This is a genomic window from Devosia sp. FJ2-5-3 (assembly GCF_029201545.1).
GTDB lineage: Bacteria > Pseudomonadota > Alphaproteobacteria > Rhizobiales > Devosiaceae > Devosia.
Map to the genome: position 1 here is coordinate 2,505,146 of NZ_CP104007.1, position 20,604 is coordinate 2,525,749.

Annotated in this window: 17 protein-coding genes; 8 read left to right on the forward strand and 9 right to left on the reverse strand. The window is 60.8% G+C overall.

Going from position 1 to position 20,604, the window contains the following annotated elements:
- Positions 1-16 precede the first annotated feature (16 nt).
- From N0P34_RS12110 to N0P34_RS12130, 5 genes are read left to right on the forward strand one after another with little or no spacing between them, the layout of a single operon-like run.
- Positions 17-1,117, forward strand: coding sequence for an FAD-dependent oxidoreductase (locus tag N0P34_RS12110; RefSeq protein ID WP_275603490.1), 1,101 nt, complete (start codon positions 17-19; stop codon positions 1,115-1,117).
- A gap of 7 nt (positions 1,118-1,124) precedes the next feature.
- Entirely contained in the window at positions 1,125-2,855 is a 1,731-nt protein-coding gene (locus N0P34_RS12115) for a gamma-glutamyltransferase (protein ID WP_275603491.1), read from the forward strand.
- A gap of 1 nt (position 2,856) precedes the next feature.
- Positions 2,857-4,449, forward strand: a complete 1,593-nt coding sequence (locus N0P34_RS12120) for a gamma-glutamyltransferase family protein (RefSeq protein ID WP_275603492.1) — start codon at positions 2,857-2,859, stop codon at positions 4,447-4,449.
- 23 nt (positions 4,450-4,472) lie between these two features.
- Positions 4,473-4,814, forward strand: coding sequence for a RidA family protein (locus tag N0P34_RS12125; RefSeq protein ID WP_275603493.1), 342 nt, complete (start codon positions 4,473-4,475; stop codon positions 4,812-4,814).
- Positions 4,815-4,823: 9 nt separating this feature from the next.
- Positions 4,824-5,837 carry a bile acid:sodium symporter family protein gene (locus N0P34_RS12130; protein ID WP_275603494.1) on the forward strand — a complete coding sequence of 338 codons (1,014 nt, stop codon included), beginning with the start codon at positions 4,824-4,826 and terminating at the stop codon, positions 5,835-5,837.
- A gap of 28 nt (positions 5,838-5,865) precedes the next feature.
- Here the strand turns inward: N0P34_RS12130 and N0P34_RS12135 are convergent, their stop codons facing one another.
- The 6 genes from N0P34_RS12135 to N0P34_RS12160 form a co-directional block, all read right to left on the reverse strand.
- Positions 5,866-8,115: a glycosyltransferase family 4 protein gene (locus tag N0P34_RS12135; protein ID WP_275603495.1), complete on the reverse strand. Its 2,250-nt coding sequence runs from the start codon at positions 8,113-8,115 to the stop codon at positions 5,866-5,868.
- A complete protein-coding gene (locus N0P34_RS12140) occupies positions 8,112-9,206 on the reverse strand; it encodes a zinc-binding dehydrogenase (protein ID WP_275603496.1) in 1,095 nt (364 codons plus the stop codon). The genes N0P34_RS12135 and N0P34_RS12140 overlap by 4 nt, the downstream gene beginning before the upstream one ends.
- A 2-nt stretch (positions 9,207-9,208) precedes the next feature.
- Positions 9,209-10,183 carry a Gfo/Idh/MocA family oxidoreductase gene (locus tag N0P34_RS12145; protein WP_275603497.1) on the reverse strand — a complete coding sequence of 325 codons (975 nt, stop codon included), beginning with the start codon at positions 10,181-10,183 and terminating at the stop codon, positions 9,209-9,211.
- Positions 10,180-11,295 carry a glycosyltransferase family 4 protein gene (locus tag N0P34_RS12150; protein WP_275603498.1) on the reverse strand — a complete coding sequence of 372 codons (1,116 nt, stop codon included), beginning with the start codon at positions 11,293-11,295 and terminating at the stop codon, positions 10,180-10,182. Before N0P34_RS12150 ends, N0P34_RS12145 begins: the two co-directional genes overlap by 4 nt.
- Complete coding sequence (gene glf / locus N0P34_RS12155) at positions 11,292-13,502, reverse strand: UDP-galactopyranose mutase (RefSeq protein ID WP_275606979.1); 2,211 nt, start codon at positions 13,500-13,502, stop codon at positions 11,292-11,294. The genes N0P34_RS12150 and glf overlap by 4 nt, the downstream gene beginning before the upstream one ends.
- 91 nt (positions 13,503-13,593) lie before the next feature.
- Complete coding sequence (locus N0P34_RS12160; RefSeq protein ID WP_275603499.1) at positions 13,594-14,775, reverse strand: glycosyltransferase family 4 protein; 1,182 nt, start codon at positions 14,773-14,775, stop codon at positions 13,594-13,596.
- 654 nt (positions 14,776-15,429) lie between these two features.
- On the opposite strand from N0P34_RS12160, the gene N0P34_RS12165 reads away from it, so the two are divergent.
- From N0P34_RS12165 to N0P34_RS12175, 3 genes are all read left to right on the forward strand, one after another.
- Positions 15,430-15,834, forward strand: coding sequence for a VOC family protein (locus N0P34_RS12165; protein WP_275603500.1), 405 nt, complete (start codon positions 15,430-15,432; stop codon positions 15,832-15,834).
- 347 nt (positions 15,835-16,181) lie between these two features.
- Positions 16,182-16,433 carry a GlsB/YeaQ/YmgE family stress response membrane protein gene (locus N0P34_RS12170; RefSeq protein WP_275603501.1) on the forward strand — a complete coding sequence of 84 codons (252 nt, stop codon included), beginning with the start codon at positions 16,182-16,184 and terminating at the stop codon, positions 16,431-16,433.
- A 16-nt stretch (positions 16,434-16,449) separates the two neighbouring features.
- Positions 16,450-16,968 carry a YidB family protein gene (locus tag N0P34_RS12175; protein WP_275603502.1) on the forward strand — a complete coding sequence of 173 codons (519 nt, stop codon included), beginning with the start codon at positions 16,450-16,452 and terminating at the stop codon, positions 16,966-16,968.
- 83 nt (positions 16,969-17,051) lie between these two features.
- Here the strand turns inward: N0P34_RS12175 and N0P34_RS12180 are convergent, their stop codons facing one another.
- The 3 genes from N0P34_RS12180 to N0P34_RS12190 are packed head-to-tail and all read right to left on the reverse strand — an operon-like array spanning position 17,052 to position 20,327.
- Positions 17,052-18,041, reverse strand: a complete 990-nt coding sequence (locus tag N0P34_RS12180) for a hypothetical protein (protein WP_275603503.1) — start codon at positions 18,039-18,041, stop codon at positions 17,052-17,054.
- A gap of 52 nt (positions 18,042-18,093) precedes the next feature.
- The gene (locus tag N0P34_RS12185; protein WP_275603504.1) at positions 18,094-19,599 is read right to left on the reverse strand and encodes a type IV secretory system conjugative DNA transfer family protein; all 1,506 of its coding nucleotides are present in this window, start codon (positions 19,597-19,599) and stop codon (positions 18,094-18,096) included.
- Positions 19,596-20,327, reverse strand: a complete 732-nt coding sequence (locus N0P34_RS12190) for a hypothetical protein (RefSeq protein WP_275603505.1) — start codon at positions 20,325-20,327, stop codon at positions 19,596-19,598. Before N0P34_RS12190 ends, N0P34_RS12185 begins: the two co-directional genes overlap by 4 nt.
- Between the last annotated feature and the right edge of the window lie 277 nt (positions 20,328-20,604).

The following is a 20,604-nucleotide window of genomic DNA, read 5'->3' on the forward strand; positions in this document are numbered from 1 at the left end:
TCTGAAAGGTATTCCCATGCGTATCGTAGTTGTCGGTGCAGGTATCCTGGGCTCCAGCGCGGCTTACCATCTGAGCCAGCGCGACAATGTCGAGGTGACGGTCATTGATGAGGCGCATCAGGGCAAGGCGACCCTAGCCGGCGCAGGCATTGTCTGCCCCTGGGCCACGAAGGTCACTGACCCTGATTTTTACCGCTTCTATGCTGCTGGCGGCGCCTATTACCGCCCGCTGGTGGAAGGTCTTGCCGCGCGTGGTGAGACCGAGTTTGGCTACCGCCAGGTTGGCGCGCTGGTGCTGGCCGAAACCGAAGAGCAGCTGGCCGAAATCGAAGCGCGCGTTCTTCCGCGTGTTGCCGATGTTCCTGAAGCGGGCGCCGTCCGCCGGGTCAGCGCTGCCGAGACCAAGCAGATGTTCCCCCCGCTACGCGATGGCTTGATGGCCCTCCACATTCCCGGTGGTGCACGCGTCGAAGCGCGCGCCATTGCGGGTGCGATGCGTCGCGCCGCTGAAGCCAATGGCGCGATTTTCCGCCAGGGCCACGCCGACATCGAGAGCAGGGACGGCAAGGCAAGCGTGAGCCTCGATGGCAAGGCCATTGCAGCCGACATGGTCATCGTCACCGCCGGCGCCTGGGCCAACCAGGCCCTGACCGCAATCGGCGCGACCATTCCCGTTGAACCGCAGCGTGGTCAGATCGTGCATCTGGGCGTCAAGGAAGAAACCATCGACTGGCCGGTGCTGCTGCCGCAGGTCTCGCACTACATGCTGGCGTTCGACGACAATCGCGTCGTTGCCGGTGCGACCCGCGAAAACGGCGTCGGGTTCGATTATCGCCTCACCGCAGGTGGACAGGCCGAAGTGCTTAACTTCGCCCTCGACCTCGCTCCGGGCCTCTCCGACGCCACCCATATCGAGACGCGCATCGGCCTCCGCCCGATGGCCGAAAATTACAAGCCCTTGATCGGCGCCCTACCCGGCTTCGACAATGTGCTGATCGGCAACGGCCTCGGTGCCGGCGGCCTCACCATGGGCCCGCTGGCCGGCAAGCTCCTGACCCAGCTGGCCATGGGCCAAGCGACCGACATCGATCTCGCTCCCTACGCCGTTGGAGCCTGACGCCACCATGACACAATCGTCAGTCGCACCGCACCGCACGCGCCATATCGGCACCAGGCACATGGCTGCCGCCGGTCATTATCTCGCCGCGCAGGTTTCCCTGCAGGTTCTTGAGGCCGGCGGCAACGCCATCGATGCCGGCGTCGCCGGGGGCATCACCCTTGGCGTCGTGCAGAGCGAATACGTCTGCTTTGGCGGCGTCGCTCCGACCATGATCTATTGGGCCGAGACTGACGAGGTCATTTCGATCAGCGGGCTGGGCACCTGGCCTGCCCTCACCGATGCCAGCCTCTTTCGGACGGAGCACGGCAACAAGATGCCGCCGGGCCTGCTGCGCACGATTGTGCCGGCAGCACCGGATAGCTGGATTACCGCGCTTGAGCGCTATGGAACGATGTCGTTTGGCGAGTGTGCGGCCCAGGCCCTGCGCTTCGCCCGCGACGGTTTTCCCGTTCCCTCGCTGATGGCGGAGATCATCGCCGACCACGAGGAAGAATACCGACGCTGGCCGGCCAATGCGGAGATCTACCTGCCGGGCGGGAAACCGCCGAAGGCCGGCGATATCCTGGTGCAGTCCTACCTCGCCAACACCATCTCCTATATGATCGACGAAGAGCGTGCTGCTGCTGCCAAGGGTGGCCGCGCCACCGGGCTCAGCGCAGCTCGCGACGCGTTCTACAAGGGTGACATTGCCAAGGCCATCGTCTCCTATCACCGCGAGCACGGCGGCTGGATGCGGGAAGATGATCTTGCCAATTTCCGCGTCGAGGTCGAGAAGCCTGCGGCGGTGCAGTTCGGCGACGCCGACATTTTTACCTGCGGCCCGTGGTGCCAGGGACCAGTGCTCGGCCAGACCTTTGCCATGCTGGACGGCATCGACCTGCGCGCGCTCGGTCACAACAGCGCCGAATACATTCATCTCCTCGTCGAGACGATGAAGCTGGCCTATGGCGACCGGCACGAACTCTATGGCGACCCCAATTTCGTCGACGTCCCTCTCGCCAAGCTGCTCAGCCCCGAGTATGCCGCCGAGCGCCGCAAGCTGATCGATACCGAGGCTGCCCACCCTGGCATGCCCGAGGCAGGTCTGCCGTCGAACTGGGGCCGTAATCCTGATCCGGATCCGCGCAATGGCCGGCGCGATCCCGGTGAACTCGACACGTCCTATGTCTGCGTCGTTGACCGGCACGGCAACGCCTTCTCGGCAACGCCCAGCGACGGCTCTGTGGGCGCGCCAGTCATCCCCGGCCTCGGCTTTGTGCCCTCGGCGCGCGGCGTTCAATCGTTCCTTGACCCCCGCGCCCCCGCCGTCGCCGGACCCGGCCGCCGTCCGCGCCTGACCCCTGCCCCTGCGTTTGCGCGCAAGAAAGGGGAATGGATCATGCCGATTGGTTCGCCGGGCAATGACGTCCAGCCGCAGGCGATGCTGCAGACCTATCTCAATCTGCACGTTTTCGGCATGACCATGCAGGAGGCCGTGGACGCGCCGCGCTTTGCGACCTTCTCCTACCCCCGCTCTTCCATTCCCCATTCGTATGACCCCGGGCTGCTCAAGCTCGAGGCCCGCATCGACCCCGCGATCGGCGACCAGCTCGCCGCCAAGGGTCACGACGTAAAATACTGGAAAGACTGGGAATACGCCGCAGGCGGGGTCTGCTCGATCCTCAAGAATTTCAACGCCGGGACGCTCGAAGGCGGTTCGGACTCACGCCGCCCGACGGCAGTAGCAGGGTGGTAATATGACCGAGTTTTCTTACGCCACCCCTTATGGGGCGCCGCGTCGTCCCGTCATGGCGCGCAACATGGTGGCCACGTCCCAGCCTCTCGCTGCTCAGGCGGGACTGGCAGCTCTCGCCAGGGGCGGCAACGCCATCGATGCCGCGATCGCCGCTGCCGCGACCCTGACGGTCGTCGAACCCACGGGCAATGGCCTCGGCAGCGACGCCTTCGCTATTGTCTGGGACGGACAAGAGCTGCATGGCCTCAACGCCTCCGGCCGGTCGCCTGCTGCCTGGACACCGGAGCGTTTTGCCGGACAGGACCGCATGCCGGTTCGCGGCTGGGAAAGTGTGACCGTGCCGGGTGCTGTCTCGGCCTGGGTCGACCTCTCAAGCCGCTTCGGCAAGCTCGATTTTGCGGCGCTGCTCGCTCCGGCAATCGATTATGCTGAAAATGGCTTCGCCGTTTCGCCGACCATTGCCGAACTCTGGGCCAAGGGCGGCGCGCTGCTCAAGGACCATCCTGGCTTTGCCGAGACTTTTCTGCCCGCGGGCAAGGCCCCGGGTCCAGGCGAAATCTTCCGCAACGCACCGCTCGCGGCGTCTCTGCGCGCCATTGCCGAGACGCGTGGCGAAGCTTTCTACCGTGGGGCGCTCGCCGAACAGATCGCGGCATTTGCCGCCCAGCATGGCGCGGCTCTCACGGCGGCCGACCTCGCCAACCACCGCAATGACTGGTGTGGCACCATCGCGATGAACTACCGCGATGTGACCCTGCATGAAATCCCGCCTAGTGGGCAGGGCATCGTCGCGCTGATGGCACTGGGCATGCTTGAACACCTGCCGCTCGACGCCTTTGGCCCGGACAGCGCCCAGTCGTTCCACTACCAGATCGAGGCAATCAAGCTCGCAACGGCCGACGCCGAACGCTTTGTCTCCGATCCGCAGACCATGCGCGTCCCGGTCGAAGCGCTGCTCGAAAAGTCCTATCTCCAGTCACGGGCAAAGCTGATCGATCCCGCGCGCGCGCAGGATTTCGGAGCCGGAGCGCCGGTAGCGGGAGGCACGGTTTACATCACCACGGCCGACGCCAACGGGATGATGGTCTCCTACATCCAGTCCAATTATTCCGGCTTCGGGTCCGGCGTTGCGGTGCCGGGAACCGGCATTCACCTGCAGAACCGCGGTTCCGGCTTCACGCTTGAAGAAGGCCACCCCAACCAGATCGGGCCCAACAAGCGCCCGTTCCACACCATCATCCCCGGCTTCCTGATGCGCGACGGCGCGCCCCTCATGAGCTTTGGCGTCATGGGTGGACCTATGCAGGCCCAGGGCCATGTGCAGATGGTCGTCCGGACCCAACTCAGCGGCCAGAACCCGCAAGCGGCGAGCGATGCCCCCCGCTGGCGCTTCGTCAAGGGCAAGAAGCTCGCCGTCGAGTGGACCATGGCAGCGGAAACCGTCGCGGAGCTCGAGGCCTTCGGGCACGAAGTGATGCGCGAGAGCCCGGATGAGAGCTTTGCCTTTGGCGGCGCCCAGCTCATCCATCGACTTGGCGAGGGATATATCGGTGGCTCAGACCACCGCAAGGACGGCATGGCCGTCGGCTACTGACCAATCACACAAGGAGAATAGCGTTGGACCGCATCAAGAAGGGTAAGTCCCTGCACGCCGTGACCATTCATAATGGCGTCGTCTACACGTCGGGCCTGGGGGCCAACGACATCGACGTCGGCATGGAAGACCAGACCCGCCAGATCTGCGAAAAAATTGAGGGTTTCCTCAAGGAAGCCGGCTCGGATAAGACCAAGATTATTCGCGCCCAGATCTTTGTCACCGACATGACTAAGAAGCCCGACATGGACCGCGCCTGGCTCGCATGGCTCGGGGAAGACCTCCCCTGCCGTTGCACCGTCGGCGTTGCCGATCTGGGCGACCCGCGTCGCCTGATCGAAGTCGTCATCACCGCAGCACTCTAGGTATCCCAAATGGCTCTGCAATCGGCCCTCAAGAAGTTCGGCATTGATGCCTATCTCATCATGCTGCTCGGTGTCGTCGTGCTTGCATGCATCCTGCCGGCGCGCGGGCCTTTTGCAGAGTTTGTTGGACAGGCAGCCTATTACGCTGTCGCCCTGCTGTTTTTCGTCTATGGGGCCAAGCTCAAGTCCGAAGCGGTGATCGCCGGCTTTGCCAACTGGCCACTTCAGCTCAGCATCCTCGGCTTGACCTATCTGGTGTTTCCGCTGATCGCGCTCGCCCTTGCCTTTGCCGGGCGCGAGTTCATCACCGACGAGCTCGCCATCGGCCTCATCTATATCGGCATCCTGCCCTCCACGGTGCAGTCCTCGATTGCCTTCACCGCGCTCGCCAAGGGCAATGTGGCGGCCAGCGTCTGCGCCGCAGCGGTCTCCAATCTGCTGGGGGTTGTTCTTACCCCGCTCCTCGCCACGCTCATTCTTCAAGCGGGCGACGGTGGTCTCAATACCGCTGCGGTGATCAACATTGCCATCCAGATCGTGCTGCCCTTCGGGCTGGGCCAGCTGTGCCGACCCCTGATCGGAGAGTGGATCAATCGGCACAAGATGATCTCGCTGGTCGTCGATCGCGGCTCGATCCTCCTCATCGTTTATGCGGCGTTCAGCGCCGGCATGGTTGCCGGCGTCTGGACGCAGGTCGGCCTCTCCCAGCTGGCGGCTATCATGGTACTGGTTTGCCTGATGCTCGCCATCGTTCTGGCGCTTTCCGCCTGGTTCGGCCGCGCTGTCGGGTTCGAGGACCCAGACGGCAAATCGATGCTCTTTTGCGGCTCCACCAAGAGCCTCGCCTCCGGCGTCCCCATCGCCAATATCCTTTTCGCCGGCGGCCCGCTCAGCCTCATCATCCTGCCGCTGATGCTCTACCACCAGCTCCAGCTCATCGTCTGCGCCATCATCGCCCAGCGCATGGCCAGCCCTTCAGAAGCACCCGCGGCCCCTGATCTGTCGGTGGAGAAACGCTCGTAAGCCGTTCGTTCCGGCAGTAGAGATGGGATCAAGGGCCAATCGCCGCGCAATGAGCCCTGTACTTCTTCTGTTGCAGCCTCAACTCGTCCGCCAGGGGCCGATAGAGCGCACGTCCATCGCTGGATCTCTCATGTTCGAGCAAACCGTTCTGGCACGGGCGGTCGTCATCCCAGCCGAGATGGTTGAGGATGGGGTAGAGGCAGATGCCCTCAACCGGGACGCCCTTTGTTCGGGCTTGATCGACTTCGCCCGCGACATAGGCGAGCCAGAATGGGCGGGCTTCGAACTCGATGCCAGTCTCAGCGATGACGATTGGCCTGCCATAACGACCGTGAATTTCCATCAAGAGGCGATGTAGGGGACGATAGAGAACATGCTCCTTGTCAAGCGTCGGGCCGCCGTGGATCCATTGATTGTTGGAGTAGTAATTCACCCCAACAATATCGAGGAGCCGCGGTTCACCGCCAAGCTGCGGCCAGGCTATGCCGGCCAGCATGTCCCAGCCCTGGTATTGTGCCTGACGGTGGCCCTCGGCCGCCCAGAAATCATGGGGCCGCTCGGGCGCCGTCACCACATTGATCGCCGGGTCAGCGTGGACGAAGCGCGCACGAGGATCGACGTCGAGAATGGCGCGCATGGCTGAAATGGATGCCCGCGCCAGTTGGACTTTAAGTTCAAAGCCCCGGCCGCGGCCGAACGGATTGAGATAGCTCGCATCGCCGCCGCCCCAAGCGGTGAAAGAGATTTCGTTGACCGGGCAATAGAAGGGAATTTGGTCGCTGTGCTCGCGCACGAGGCGCGCCGCGGCCTTCGCGAACTTGGTGAATCGGTCCACGAAATTTGGTTGCCAGATGTCGAGATCATCGGGCCAGCCATAGTGCATGAGGTCCCAGATCACCTGGGTTCCGCTGTCGTGGGCGGCCTGAAGCATGGGCGTGATGCTGGACCAGTCGTAGTGGCCGGGCGTTGTCTCAATGGCGTGCCAGCGAAAGCCGTCCCGGACAGTGCGTATGCCGAGACTACCTAGTTGCCTGTAGTCGGCCTCGGCGTGCCGGTCATGCTCGCTTGAGGCAATGATATCGAGGCGTTTCCCATTCCTCAGCCGGTGGGTGGAGCACTCGAACCCGGCCTGAAAGTAGGACTGGAAGAGTTTCGCCGGGGACGCAGGCCGGCGTTCTGCAACAACTTCATCGATGAGGCGCTGCCATTGCGGCACCACGACTTCGGCGCTGTAGGTTGCGAGTACCTTGGCGCGGAGGGCGCTTCCGAGAGCTCGCCGTTTCTCAGGCGCATCGAGAAGAGTGAGCATGGCCTTTGCGACTTCATCCGGCTGCCGGTGTGGAACAAAGAGGCCGGAAACCCCGGACTCAATCTGTTGGCGTGCCCCATTGTCGGGCGTGGCGATGACCGGGAGGCCCGCGGCACCGGCCTCGGCGATCACATGCGGCATACCCTCACCTTCTGAAAGCCAGACGAAGATATCGAGTGCTTGGAGCAAATCCGGCACATCGGTGCGATCACCGAGAAAGCGCAGCGCTGTTCCTAGCCCGGCCTGTTGCGCGAGATCGCGCAGGTGGTCGGCATATTCCGGCATGAAGGCATCTGGCCCGCCAATTACGAGGAAGACTACGTCCTTGTGGAGGCGATGCGTGATTGCCGCGGCCTCAATGAAATCTTCGACACGCTTCTTGGCGTCGAGGCGGCCCACCCAACCGATGACTGGCGTGGCAGAAGTCAGACCAAGAGCCGCTCGCGTTGCATGGCGGCGGTCCGGGTGGAACTCGCCAAGGTCTACCATTGAGGGGATTTCAAGGGCGTGATGGCCGCGGTCGCCCATTTTGGAGGCTGCTGCGTCTCGAATGGAGCGGCAGACGCCAACATAGCGGTTCGTCAGGTGTTTCGGCCCGGCAAGTGCTTCGGACACCAGACCTCCGTGTTCGATGAGCGGCGGGCGCAGGTGTGCACGTTCGAGTGCGGGATAGATATCGGCGACATTCTGACATGAGATAACGAGGTCATAGGTCGCCACTTTGCGAGAAAGATAGTCGATGGTGTCCTCAAAGCTCAGGCTGTAGGGCACTGTATCGACATCGACGCCGAGCGCGCGCAATTGCGCGTGGGTCTGCTCCGGCATTCCTGGCTTATGGAAGCAGGCAACCACATCGATGCGATAGCGCTCCGGGTGGAGGTGGCGCGCGAGAAGACGCACTTCGGTCTCTTCGCCCCCGACCACGAGCCATGCAAATACAAACAGGATGCGCGTCGGTTCGGACTTCAATCTGCCACCTTGAAGACGATCTGCAGGAATTCGGGGCGCGTTTCGACCAGTTCAGCGAGAAATGCTGGTGCGTCGTCAAAGGGCACAATGTGCGTGATCATTTCGCGCTTGACGGTCTCGCCGACTGCTTCCAGCAAACTCACCGTTTCCAGCGCCAGGCGGCGCCGGTCCCACTGGTGGGCAAGGCCGCGTGGCACGCGGTTGATCTGCGCGCACTTTATGGCGAGGCCATTATGGTGAAACTCCTCGCCAAGTCGCAGGGCCTCGGCGCCACCCTGATAGAAGGCGAGATCGATGACAGTGCCCTGGGGTCTCAACGAACGAAGCGCCGCATGGAGGCTTTGGGCATGTGCGCGGGTCTGGAAGACAAAATCGGCACCGCGATCGGAGCCGCTGTGCCAGTGGGTCTTGGCGTGGTTCCAGGCTGCGTCCTCATCCATGGAGGCAATTCCCATGGCATCGAGCCTACGGCGACGATAAGGCGAAGGGTCGGCCACTATCAGTTCTGCCGCGCCCGCTTGCTGGGCGAAGAGAGCCGTCATCAGCCCGACCGGACCGGCGCCGATGACGATGACCGACCGGCCTGCAACCCCCTGCCCTAGCTTGCTCACTTGCTGGCCAAAGATTTCCGCATCGGCGTGGAGGATGCCATTGGCGGCGATCGGGCCCATCTGCCCGACGAGTACGCCGAGGATAGGATCAAAGGTGTCAGGCAGCTGGATCAGGACATCCCGTGACGGGTCAGCGGTGTGGCCGCTCTTGTGGCCATAGGTTGACGCGACGATGTCGCCGTTGCGAAAGGCAGGGCTTTGGCTGTCTATTACCCTCGCGACCTCCATATAGCCGAGGAAGGGCACGGGGTAATCGAGGCCCGATTCACCCGCAAAGAACACGCCCCGCTCGGCATCCCAGCGCGAGTGGAAATAGGGATTGGTGCGCTTCATGAAGGTGAGCTCTGTGCCGGCGGAAAATCCGGAGTAGAGCGTCTGCAGCCGGACCTGACCCGGCCCGGGCGGGCCTTCGTCATAGGCAAAATGGTAGGCTTTGCCGGGCCGTTCTATCCCAAGCGAGCGAATGTGTCGGATGCTCATGCCTACTCCGCAGCCTGCAGCGAGACGGGCTGGCCTGTGCGGACCGACTCGGTAATAGCGAGGGCGATGCGATGGGTCTTGAGCGCTTCGCTATAGGAACAGCGGATGCGATTGGCCCCTCCCCGCACTGCATCGATGAAGTCGCGGTCCTCCCGCCACACCGGATCGCCCTCCGCATGGCGAACAGGGCGGCCAGCGCCGACATCGATCATGATGTCATGGTCGGTCAGTTCGAGCGCTATGCCATCGCCGAAGAGATGAAGGCCGACGCGATGCCCCCAGCGCAGGAGGCAGGTAGAGCTGAAATTCGCGATGGCTCCGGACGCGAATTTGAGGCTTGCCGTGCTGACCGTGGGGACATCTAGGTCCGGAAAATCTGGTCGTGCCGTGTGGCCGGCCAGACCGTAGACCGACGTGACATCGCCGACGAGGTAGCGCGCTAGGTCGAGGATGTGGGTGGCCTGCTCCACCATCTGACCGCCGGACTTATCAGCATGCCACCACCATTGCGGCGGTGGGGTCTGGTCGAGCCAATAGCCGGACAGCAATTGCGCGGGCCGCTCCGAAAGGATGCGCCGAGTCTCGTCGACGGTGTCGAGATAGCGCCAGTGATAGCCCACCGCGGTGACCAGTTCAGCCGCGGCTATCTCAGCAGCGAGTTGTTCGGCAAGGCCAATCTCAAGCGAGATAGGCTTTTCGACCAAGAATGGCAGTTTTCGGGCGATGACTGCCCGCTCGACGGCGCCGTGAGCAAAGGGCGGGATGCAGATATAGACCGCATCCAGGGTCATGTCCGCCAGCAGGCCGTCGTGATCGCCATAGGCGCGGGCGCCGTATCGCGCGGCAGCATCCACAGCGCGGTTGAAATCGGGATCGGCAAACCCGACCAATTCGACATCCGGCAGGCTTTCCAGCACGCCAAGGTGGCGTTGGGCAATTCCCCCCACGCCGATAAAGCCGACACGCGTCTTGGTCATGAAATCAGAGCCTGTGAGGTGAGTAGTGATGCGGCCAACAGGTCGGCATATTGCACCGAGGTCTGCTTGGCCATGCGATCAGCCTGGAAGTGGCGAAGGAAGCGAGATCTCGCCGCGTCGGCCGCAACGCGCGCAGAGAGAGTATCGCCGAGGGCAATGCCGATAGTGGCGGCGAGCAGCATTGAATCCCCCGCTTCAACGAGAAAGGCATGGTCTCTGCCGACGGCCTCGATGATCCCCGCGACGGCGGTGCCTACGATGGGAACGCCGACCGCCATGGCTTCGAGTAGCACCAGCGGCAGGCCCTCGAACAGCGACGGTAGGACGAATAGGTCCGCAGCAGCCAGCAGCTCCGGCACGTCTTCCCGACGCCCGAGAAGGGTGACGGATCTTTCCAGTCCCGCCTCAAAAACGCTTTCGGCGATACACTCGCGCTCTGGCCCGTCGCCGACGAAGACAAAGCGCGCCTCTGGATGCTGAAGCAATACCTGGGGCACGGCCCGTAAAAGACTTGCGTAGTCCTTTTGCGTCGTGAACCGCGCAACGGTCAGGACAAGTGGCGCGATCTCATCCAGACCAAGCTCGGCGCGCACGGTGGCGCGACTGGCATGGGAGGATGCGGGCGGCACTATGCCGTTGGGAATTACGGCGATGCGGGGCCATCCCACACTATCGGCATATGTGTGGGCGACGTCCTGCGAGACGGCGATGACGCGATCGACCGAAAGTAGCATGGCGGCGTATTCTGCCTGCTGCACCTTGCTGGTCAGGAGATAGGGCAGATGCTCGGTTCTCAGAACCGGCAAACCAGCGGCCTTGCCGAGCCGAACGAGATCATGTCCCTCCCAGCCAATGCCCGCATGGACATGGAGTAGAGCCGCCTCGCTTGTTTTGAGCCAACGGCGAAAACCCTGCAAGTCACCAGGAGAGAAGCTCTTTATCCTGAGCCCCCACCGTGCCGCCGATCCGAGAAAGGCTAGGCCGCTCTCGTCATCCTGGCAGGCAATGACGATGTCATAGTGATCGACAAGGCTGCGGCCGAGCGTGACCATATGGGTGCCGAGGCCCGAGGGTTCGAGGCTGTCTGTGGCCAGTACCAGCACCGGCCTCATGACAGGACCTCGGCCAGGGCCGAAGCCGGCTGGCTCATGCGGCGGTAATGCGCCAGGGCCTGACCTACCACCTGATCCATATTGTAGTAGCGATAGGTCCCCAGCCTGCCGACGAAACTGACCTCTGGATGCTCATTGGCGAGCGCGGCATACCGTTTGTAAAGCGCGGCATTTTCGTGGCGAGGAATGGGATAGTAGGGATCGCCGTGCTCTTGTGGAAATTCATAGCTGATACTGGTCTGGCGGTGCACCTGACCGGTCAGATGTTTGTATTCGGTAATCCGAGTATAGGGCACGGCCTCATCGGGGAAATTCACCACGGCCACGGGCTGAAAGCGGCGCTGGTCGAGCGTTTCGTGCTTGAATGCAAGGCTACGATAAGGCAACGCGCCGAAACGGTGATCGAAGTACTCATCTATGGGGCCGGTATAGATAATCCGCGGCGCAAGGTTCTCCCTGCGGATGTCAGCAAAATCGACACCGAGCTGCAGGTCGATCCGATCATGGTCGAGCATATTCTCAAACATGGCCGTATAGCCATTCAGCGGCATGGCCTGAAAACTGTCGAGAAAATAGCGATCGTCGGTGCAAAACCGGGTTGGGACGCGCGCAGTGACTGCTTTGTCGAGCTGGCTCGGATCAAGGCCCCACTGCTTGCGTGTATAGCCCTCAAAAAAGGTGCGATAAAGTTCTGAGCCGATCTGGTTGATCACTACATCGCGGGACGTCCGCAACTCCGCGACCGGCTCGGCGCGGCTGCGGAGAAATTCCTCGGCAGCGGAACTGTCTTTGAGGTCCAGACCATAGAGGAGATTGAGCGTGGTGCGATTGATCGGCATCGGCACACGCTTGTCATCCACCGCAGCGAGGACACGATGCTCGTAGGGACGCCATTCGGTAAAGCGCGACAAATAGTCTACGATATCTGTGCTGTTGGTGTGAAAGATGTGCGGACCGTATTTGTGCACCAGGATGCCGGCGGCGTCGTGGTGGTCATAGGCGTTACCGCCGATATGAGAGCGTCTATCGCAAAGGAGCACACGTTTGCCGCCATCCGACGCAAGCCGCTCGGCCAGCACCGAGCCAGCGAATCCCGCCCCAACAATCACCACGTCATAAGCGTCGGCACGCCGACCGGGATGGACTGCAGGCGTGCGTAGAACAGGCTGGCTGTTGCTGGTTATCACCTGGTCCAGCAGGTCAGACATACGATCGAAAGTGTGATCCCAGGACATGCCTGCAAGCTTTTCATCAACCGCAGGCTGCCAGTCCGATGCCTTAAGGGCCAAGGCGTTTTCGCAGGCGAGAATGAACTCGGCTGCGGTGGCCGCAATGAAAACGCCGGGAAGATCGCCATAACTAGCGACCACATCGACAACGGGCGTGGACACGACCGGTTTTCCGGCGGCGAGGTATTCCGGGGTTTTCGTCGGGCTGATGAAGCGCGTGGCATCATTGATCGCGAAGGGCATGATCGCAACGTCCCAGCCGGAAAGATAAGCGGGCAGCTCGCCGTAGGAACGTTGTCCGAGAAAGTGGAGGTTCGGTCTCCGTGGCAATTCTTCAGGCCGAAGCTTGGCGACGGGTCCCACCAACACCACAGACCATTCGGGACGCGCGGCCGCGACCTCGTCCAGGAGCTTGAGATCGATCCGTTCGTCGATGACACCATAAAACCCGATCTTGGGGCCGCTCAGAGCGGCGAGATCAGCGCTGGGCGGCATGCCGCTACGCACTCTGGCGAAATGAGCCACATCGACGCTTGAAGGAAGCGGGTGGATATTGTCGTGAAGGTGACGCTTGGCCGCGTAGAGGCTTTGCCCTCCGGTGAACACCACGTCCGCACGTTCAAGCAATTGCGCTTCGAGATCTTTCAGCCGCGGCGGCGCGAAACGGAAATTGGCCAGCTCATCCATGCAGTCATAAACTACCGCCGTTGCCTCCACATCGCGGGCAAAGCCGAACATCATCGGTGAATAGAACCACAGCACCGGCCGCACGATCCCGTTGAGCCGCAACATGGTCTTGAGCAGGTGTGCCAAGCCCGCTTCACGCTGGGGCTCATCCCACCAATGAGGAATACGCGGTCGGATGGCGACGATATCTGTCCCATCGAAGGGATGATATTCGAGATAGGCCAAGTGATGGTCTGTCGGGATCTGCTCCTCGAAGATGAACACCTGACGATCGCGGACGAAGCGGCTCATGAGATGCTGCGGCCTTTGCAGCACAAAATCCCAACGCAAATGCGAGAAGCAGATCAGCGGCACGCGGTCGGGTTTGAAGTCGGCGAACTGGTCACGCGAGAACTGTTGAGTCAACGATGCCTCCTTCGGGAAGGCTTGAACGTGAAGATGAGCTGGGCACAGCCTTGCGCAGAAGCGGTTTCAGGCGCGCAATAGAGCGAGGCCAGGCCCAGCGGTCGAGGACTGCCTGGCGCGGCGAGAATTGCTCCGGATGGTCAATCGCCTCAATAATGGCTTCGGCGAAGCGATCTTCGGCCGCCACGAGACCCGTCTCCGGCAATATGAATTGCAGGCCGCAGACCAGGTCCGCATTGGCCACCACCGGAAGGCCAGCGAGCATATATTCGGTGAGAATGGCGGGCGCGCCATCGTCCCGGCCGCAGACGACACCCACCTTGGCGAGATTCATCAGCCGGTTGACCTCAGGATAATCGACCCCGGGTGGACCGATGAAATCGACGTCCAACCCCAACTCGATGGCTTGGCGGCGAAGCACATCAGCAGTCTCGCCATACCCCATGACGCACAGCGCCTTGAGCCGGCGTGGAGATTGCGCGAGGGCGGCGAAGAGGAGGTCATGCCGCTTGTAGGCCTGAGCAGCAGCGACATAAATCACGTCGTAAATCTTGGGAATATCAAGCGGGAAGAAGGTTTCGGGGGATGCAAATTCGGGGCCGACGGGAAGTATGGCGGTTGCCATTTGTGGATGACGCGCATTCACGACATCGGACTGCCACTGGGCCCCGGTCAGCACCAGGTCAAAGTGTCGGCTAACCTCGGGCGGCACCCGCAAGCTCGGCGCGTCAATCGAATTATAGACGATCACGCTGTCGGCGCAGGCTTCCAAAACCGTTTCCGACACCCCGAGCCCCCAAACGCAGAGGACACGCGGTGGTCCATGACGTCGAATAAACTCGACCATGGGTTCGGAATGAAAGGGCGGCTGCACGTTGGCCAATGGGAAGACACGCCGCGCAAGGTGCGGGTTAACCTCTTCATACGTTCCCAAAGGCTCGGTTGTGTGGTGCCAAATCTCAACGAAGTCCGCACACCCTTCGTGGACCGCGGCAAGGGGTAGCCGTTCGAGATATCCGCCAATGACCGGCGCATTCTCTGCCGGCGTCTCGCCGATACGAGGGCTCGCGTCATGTGGTGGAAGATTTTTCAGATTGGCATCGAAATCAACACGGTCGCTGATCACAACAATGGCGTGGCGCAGTCCTGCTTCAAGCATAGGCACGGCTCCGCTACGTCCAGCAGAGGCCGGACCGTTAATTTCAGCTAATTGGGCGTTTTTGATTAATTGCCGTTGGGAGTGGCGGGATCAAAACGGAGGATCAAAGTGATGGTTCCGTCACGATATGGAACCGCACAAGCAAGTTCATTTTCCCTAACACATGAAACTAAATTGCTAAGTACCGACGTCGGCCGCACCCACAGCCAGGTTCAGACAATTGATTCCACAGCGGATTGAGAAATCTTCCTGTAGTGGCTCACGAAAATTGTACTGCACCCAAAATTTCTTTAACGCCAACAGCCGCCGAACGCGATAGAGCTGCACCAACCACACAATATTGCTTACTTGCTCTAAGCAATATTGTGTATCCTTTGCCCGAGCTCGTGGCGCGTCGGCATTCCTACGGACTGATGCCGGCGGGCTTTGATATTCAATCGCGCGTGGTACCCTGTCTTTGGCGATCGAGGGCTTATTTTCTGGCGATGTGTTCGCGATCATATGTCGATCCCGCCGGCAGGCTGGGTGCACGTCTCGCGCTCGGGGTTCCCGGAACCCCTCGACATCATGCGGCCGGTGTCTCGAGTTCCCCTGGACCGACCATTGCCCGCCATCTCCTGCAGGCGTAATCTCCCCGCTTGAGGAGGAGCCATCATGACCGATCATCGTCCAAACGGGGGCGTGACGCCCTATCTCAGTGTCGACGGCGCCCGAAAAGCCATCGATTTCTACAAGACAGCCTTCGGGGCCGTTGAGCGCGAGACCATGCCGAGCGAAGATGGCAAGCTACTAATGCATGCCCAGATCGACGTTAACGGCGCGCCGATATTTCTCAGCGACTTCTTCCCTGACTACGGATTTCCCCCGGTCGCGCCCCAGGGGTTCAATCTCCACATCCATGTCGAGGATGCGCAAAAATGGTGGGACCGTGCCGTGGCCGCGGGCTGCACGGTGGCTCAGCCGCTGGAAAAGCAGTTCTGGGGCGATATTTACGGGCAGGTGAAGGATCCTTTCGGCGTGACCTGGGGCATAGGTCAGCCGACGTCCGACAGCAATTGACGCCGGAGCGGTCGCCAATAGCGGTGATGAAGACAGTCCATTCGTCAGCCTGGGGTGCTGCGGCACAGCGCCTCGGTGCGTCTGGCCGCACTTAGGCAAGGGCCAAACCGCACCCGCTGCAGCGGTGTAAAGATGGCCGTGGAAGCCCCGGCCCCGGCCCTTCGAAGCCTTGCCGCGATTGCCGCGTGTGTGGCGAGGCCATCGGGTACATGGCCAGGGCCCGTCTCACTATATGTCTAGGCGCCGCAGCGGTGGCGTCCTGAAGCGCCGCAGCAAGCCCCATCTTTGGCTGCAACTTAAGGTGACAACCGCGCGTTTCTGCCTGACCTCAACCAAGGGGCTGCTTCATGGGCATTATCTGGACAATCATCATCGGTCTCATCGCCGGCATCGTGGCCAAGTTCATCGTTCCCGGACGGAACGAACCATCCGGCTTCGTGCTGACCGCACTGCTTGGCGTAGTCGGCGCCTTCCTCGCAACTTTTCTGGGTCAGGCAGTCGGCTGGTATCAGCCCGGCGAAGGCGCTGGCCTGATCGGCGCGATTGTGGGGGCTGTCATCATCCTGGCGGTTTGGGGTTTCGCCGCCCGTCGCGCCTGATCAAAGGAACAAGCTCATGGCTAATCGTACTCCCTCACTCGTTGCCCTGCTCGGACTGCTTGCAGTGGCCGGCTATCAAAATCGCGACAAAATAGGCGACGCCCTGAAGGGGCTCCAGAGCAATGCGGGTGGCGCGGGTCAGCCCGGCGGTGCCGCTGCCGCCGGCCTTGGTGGGCTAGGCGGCATTCTCGGTGGGCTGGGCGATCTCTTCAATGGAAAGCCCGGCTCCGAAAATATTCTCACCGGTGGCCTGAAAGACCTTCTCGACAATTTCAAGGACAACGGCCAGGCCGAGACGGCAGATTCCTGGACCACTCCCGGGGTACCGACCAAGGGACTGTCACCGAACGAAGTCGAGGCAGCCCTAGGTCGCGATACGCTTTCTCATTTGGCATCGACCACGGGCCTGTCCTACGACGAACTGCTCCAGCGCTTGTCGACCACTATTCCTGATGCAGTGGACAAGCTCACGCCCGATGGGCGCTTTCCGCAGAATGACGAAGAAGCCCGCGAGAGCTTTTTCCGGACAATCTAGCACTGCCTTAACAGCTCGAAAATCCGGTCGCCGAGGCACTCCCTCGACGGCCGGATTTGCACGACTTGATCCCCGAGGATGTTTCATTCCCGGGTGAGTGCCTCAATCAATGACGCTGGCCGCGTGTCGCCCCACAATTTAGATCGTTCGCCAGGCGACCGAGCGCGCATCAGCATGGGGAGCGGATCGTAAAGGTTCAGTGCTGATCCCTGGGTGCAGAGTCGTTCCAGTTGACTGAGTTGGGCGCCTATATCCAAATCTTCCATTGGGTCGGAGCCCTTGAGAACGGATATGGCGAAGAACCGCCGCAAGTGCTCGAGCAGCACGCACGCCGATAGACGACTACCCACCTCACCGACGAGCGACAGCGCAAGAGTTTGGTCTGGGCTTTGATCTGCGGATAGCCTGGGTTGCACATAGGGATGGTCCACAAGCCGGGCCCCGGCCTTCGCCCAGATGGCGATCCGATCGAACTGATCCACCCCGCTGGTCTGCGTGTCCAGATCATACTGTGCTTCTGACAACCGGAACGGGTCGTTCTGCTCCACAAACATCAGTGCTTTAGATGAGGAGCCTGAAAACTGGAAAAGGTCGGGCACCAGTGCACGCAGCCCCGACACCATCGATGCAAAATAGCCCTGCCCCCGCATATATCGATCAACGTAAATATAGTTGAGGTTACTGGAGGCGATTGCGTCGCTGGAATTCGGGCGAAAAGCGGTTGCGAATAGATTTGCGCCGCCGACGAAGCGCTCTTGGTCGTGGAACGTAAAGCAAATTTCCCGAAACGGGCCGTATTCATTGGCGAGGGCCGCATAGGCGACGCCGTGATTGAGCTCTAACGCGGCCTCGAACCCTGACGCACTTTCTTTTTCGTCAGGCAATACGAACGCCTGATCATAGCCGTCGTAAAACTGCCGGAAAGTCTCGTTGTCGAAGTGAGTGGTTGCGCGGAGATGAAGACCCCCGACAAGGTCCATCTCCCAGTCCTCGGAGAGAGGTTTCAACGCAATGGTATTATTCACTTCGATTTCCGAGCGATGGCCAGCAGACTTCATGTCTGAAGTAAGCATGTGGGTATCTACCCGGCAAACGCAATCGCCTACGGCATGGCGGGACATTCAATTATTTGGCCGCTTCCCGCTGCCGTTTCAGAATTCTCTCCAGAAGATCGACCGCCCGCTGGTCGATCTTGTTCTGAGGCAATGCGGGAGGAGCGAGCCAAGGGTCGACCCACGGTTTTCGTGGCCGCAAATACCATCTGACCGTCGACGTCGTTGGTGCCGAAATTCCCTCGCGGTCAGCGTAAAATGGATTCTCGTCGAACATGCCGGCAAAAGCAGGGTCTGTCCTGTAGTTCGGCAGCCGCGCATAGACCCCTTCATCCCCGGCTATCTGAAGCAACATCTCGCTGTCCTTGAGGTCGAGGACACCTGCGGCCGTGCCAAAACCGACGAGTTCCGACATGGTGCCGGCCGCACTCATATTGTTGGCTCCGAAGCACTGTACCACCCGACAATTGTTGATCATTGTCGGCCAATCGACTGGATAGAGGTGCTTGATCTGGCTGACATCCTGCCAAAAGCTCCAGGTTTGCATTCCGTATCCGCGCAAAAGGGTAATGGCTTGCTGGAGCTGGGGCAGATGTCCCAATTGGGCCGCCTCATCGAGCACAAACAGCGTCGGAACCTGTGGGCGCGTTCGCCGGCGAATTATCGCGGACAACAGGGCATTGATCCACAAGCGCAGAAGCTGACCGTGCGAGTGCAGCATGTGTGGAGGTACAACGATGTATATCGTCAAAGGCGCCCCGGACGTCACGCCCTGAAGATCAAAATCGGTAGATGATATGGCCTGCTCGACGTTTGGTCCTCGAATGAAGCCCACCATGTCCTGTGCGAAGGACAGGATGCCACCCAGTGTCTCATTCGCACTGATGCCCAGCAGTGCCGGCGTTTCCGTGGCAATCGGGTGACGCGATTGCCGGAGACGATTGATAACGCTCTGCGGCTCAAGATTGCAGGCGAGCACGAGACTTTTCAGCGTACATAGATTGCGTTCATCCCGGGGTAGATCCGCCAGGACATGCGCGAGAATACCAAGGAGCAATTGTGTCGCTCGACTGGCCCAGAACTGGTCTCGGTCAGCAGTGAAACGAGCGGACAATGCAGTGATGATCGCGCTGATTTCGTCCACGGAAGACGGCTTCTCAGCGTCGATAGCATCCAACGGGTTGAAGTTGGCCCGCTCCTCTGCAGGAGCATCGGTAGAATGCATGGGATCAAGGACAACGATCTTCTGCCCCAGCTCACGCCGATAGCGCGCCGTAATCGCGTAATTTTCACCTTTGGGGTCGATAACGATCACAGGACCCTGGTGGCGCAGCAAGGCGGGGACAATGCACCCCACACCCTTGCCCGCCCCCGTCGGCGCAATGGTTATCAGGTGTCCTTCTCCATCGAAGAGGATGGGATCAAGAAATCCCTGCTCAGGCGTCTGCATCGGATTGCCGAACGAAAACCCCATCGGGCGGCGGGCATGCTCGCGCTCCAAAGACCACCCCACAAGCAGGCCCGGATTGCGGACGGCTGTGGGAAGTCTGGCTAAGACCTCGTCTGCGATACCTTTCATTGCGATCCCACCTGCGGTAGCCGGAATGGACCTACGAAGGTTTCCGTCTCTATCCCAGCTTCGATTTCGAGAGGCTGGTCGTCGAGCATCTCGACCCGACCGTTGGGCGGCACGCGAAAACGGGTCGAAAACAGCCCGTCGCCATACCGAACGATTGCCTGAAACTCGATGCCGGCGTCGTTTTCAACCTGTGCGGACAGGGGCAATACCAGACTACGAGCAAGTGCCATTTGGTCTGGCTGCTGACCTGGAAGAAATGCGATCTGGCCCGGATCGGTGATAATCTCGAAGCGCCCCAGTTCCGATCGCACGGCGCTGCAAAACAGCATCAGATATTGCGCTGCACGCGCCGGATTTTCGATTGCAACCGGCACCATAGCGTTGAATGCATGCAGAACATCCGAGCGACCATCGAGCAGGATCGCGCCGCTCGGACCGAAAAAGAAGTTGAATAATGCAACAGTCTCGCTGTTCAGCGCGGCCTGGCATTCCACAAGCAGCCAGCCAGGATAAAAATCCAGGGTCCGGGCTCGCATGCCGTGAACTTCTGCGCGGTCGAGGAACGGAGGCATTTCGGGAGTGACCTGCAGGTAATTTTTCAACTGGCCGAGCACCTCGGCCGTCTCGTCGGCCGTCAGTTGAAACCAGTCACCGGGCACCAGGGGGCGCGCCAGCCAGTTTACGTCTTCTGCCGGCTGCACGCTCACTGCTGTGTTGCTTCGGTTCATGACGCCGCCCCCGCCTTCCGGGCAAGCTCAGCATGCCCACCTCCAGTATGAGGTCTTACGGTCACCGGATACCAATATTCTCTAACCCATTCGGTTAGGGAAGGACTATGCAGATAGCTTGCAGCACTCGATTGACCACTTCGACTATTGGGCTCCAAACTTTTGGATGAAGCCAGTTTCGGGTCTTTGTCAGTAAATATCGACGAGCGTGGATTTATATACTCGGAATTGACACACATTCAAAAGTTGCGGGTTGATCGGCTTGCCGTTTTACGTT

Excerpts from the sequence above, each read along its gene's own strand:
- N0P34_RS12130 (WP_275603494.1), top strand. The coding sequence starts at position 4,824 with ATGGCTCTGCAATCGGCCCTCAAGAAGTTCGGCATTGATGCCTATCTC.
- N0P34_RS12145 (WP_275603497.1), bottom strand. The coding sequence starts at position 10,183 with ATGACCAAGACGCGTGTCGGCTTTATCGGCGTGGGGGGAATTGCCCAA.
- N0P34_RS12175 (WP_275603502.1), top strand. The coding sequence starts at position 16,450 with ATGGCTAATCGTACTCCCTCACTCGTTGCCCTGCTCGGACTGCTTGCA.
- N0P34_RS12115 (WP_275603491.1), top strand. The coding sequence starts at position 1,125 with ATGACACAATCGTCAGTCGCACCGCACCGCACGCGCCATATCGGCACC.
- N0P34_RS12120 (WP_275603492.1), top strand. The coding sequence starts at position 2,857 with ATGACCGAGTTTTCTTACGCCACCCCTTATGGGGCGCCGCGTCGTCCC.
- N0P34_RS12190 (WP_275603505.1), bottom strand. The coding sequence starts at position 20,327 with ATGAACCGAAGCAACACAGCAGTGAGCGTGCAGCCGGCAGAAGACGTA.
- N0P34_RS12110 (WP_275603490.1), top strand. The coding sequence starts at position 17 with ATGCGTATCGTAGTTGTCGGTGCAGGTATCCTGGGCTCCAGCGCGGCT.
- N0P34_RS12160 (WP_275603499.1), bottom strand. The coding sequence starts at position 14,775 with ATGCTTGAAGCAGGACTGCGCCACGCCATTGTTGTGATCAGCGACCGT.
- N0P34_RS12170 (WP_275603501.1), top strand. The coding sequence starts at position 16,182 with ATGGGCATTATCTGGACAATCATCATCGGTCTCATCGCCGGCATCGTG.
- N0P34_RS12150 (WP_275603498.1), bottom strand. The coding sequence starts at position 11,295 with ATGAGGCCGGTGCTGGTACTGGCCACAGACAGCCTCGAACCCTCGGGC.
- N0P34_RS12180 (WP_275603503.1), bottom strand. The coding sequence starts at position 18,041 with ATGCTTACTTCAGACATGAAGTCTGCTGGCCATCGCTCGGAAATCGAA.
- N0P34_RS12165 (WP_275603500.1), top strand. The coding sequence starts at position 15,430 with ATGACCGATCATCGTCCAAACGGGGGCGTGACGCCCTATCTCAGTGTC.
- N0P34_RS12185 (WP_275603504.1), bottom strand. The coding sequence starts at position 19,599 with ATGAAAGGTATCGCAGACGAGGTCTTAGCCAGACTTCCCACAGCCGTC.
- N0P34_RS12140 (WP_275603496.1), bottom strand. The coding sequence starts at position 9,206 with ATGAGCATCCGACACATTCGCTCGCTTGGGATAGAACGGCCCGGCAAA.
- glf (WP_275606979.1), bottom strand. The coding sequence starts at position 13,502 with ATGAGCCGCTTCGTCCGCGATCGTCAGGTGTTCATCTTCGAGGAGCAG.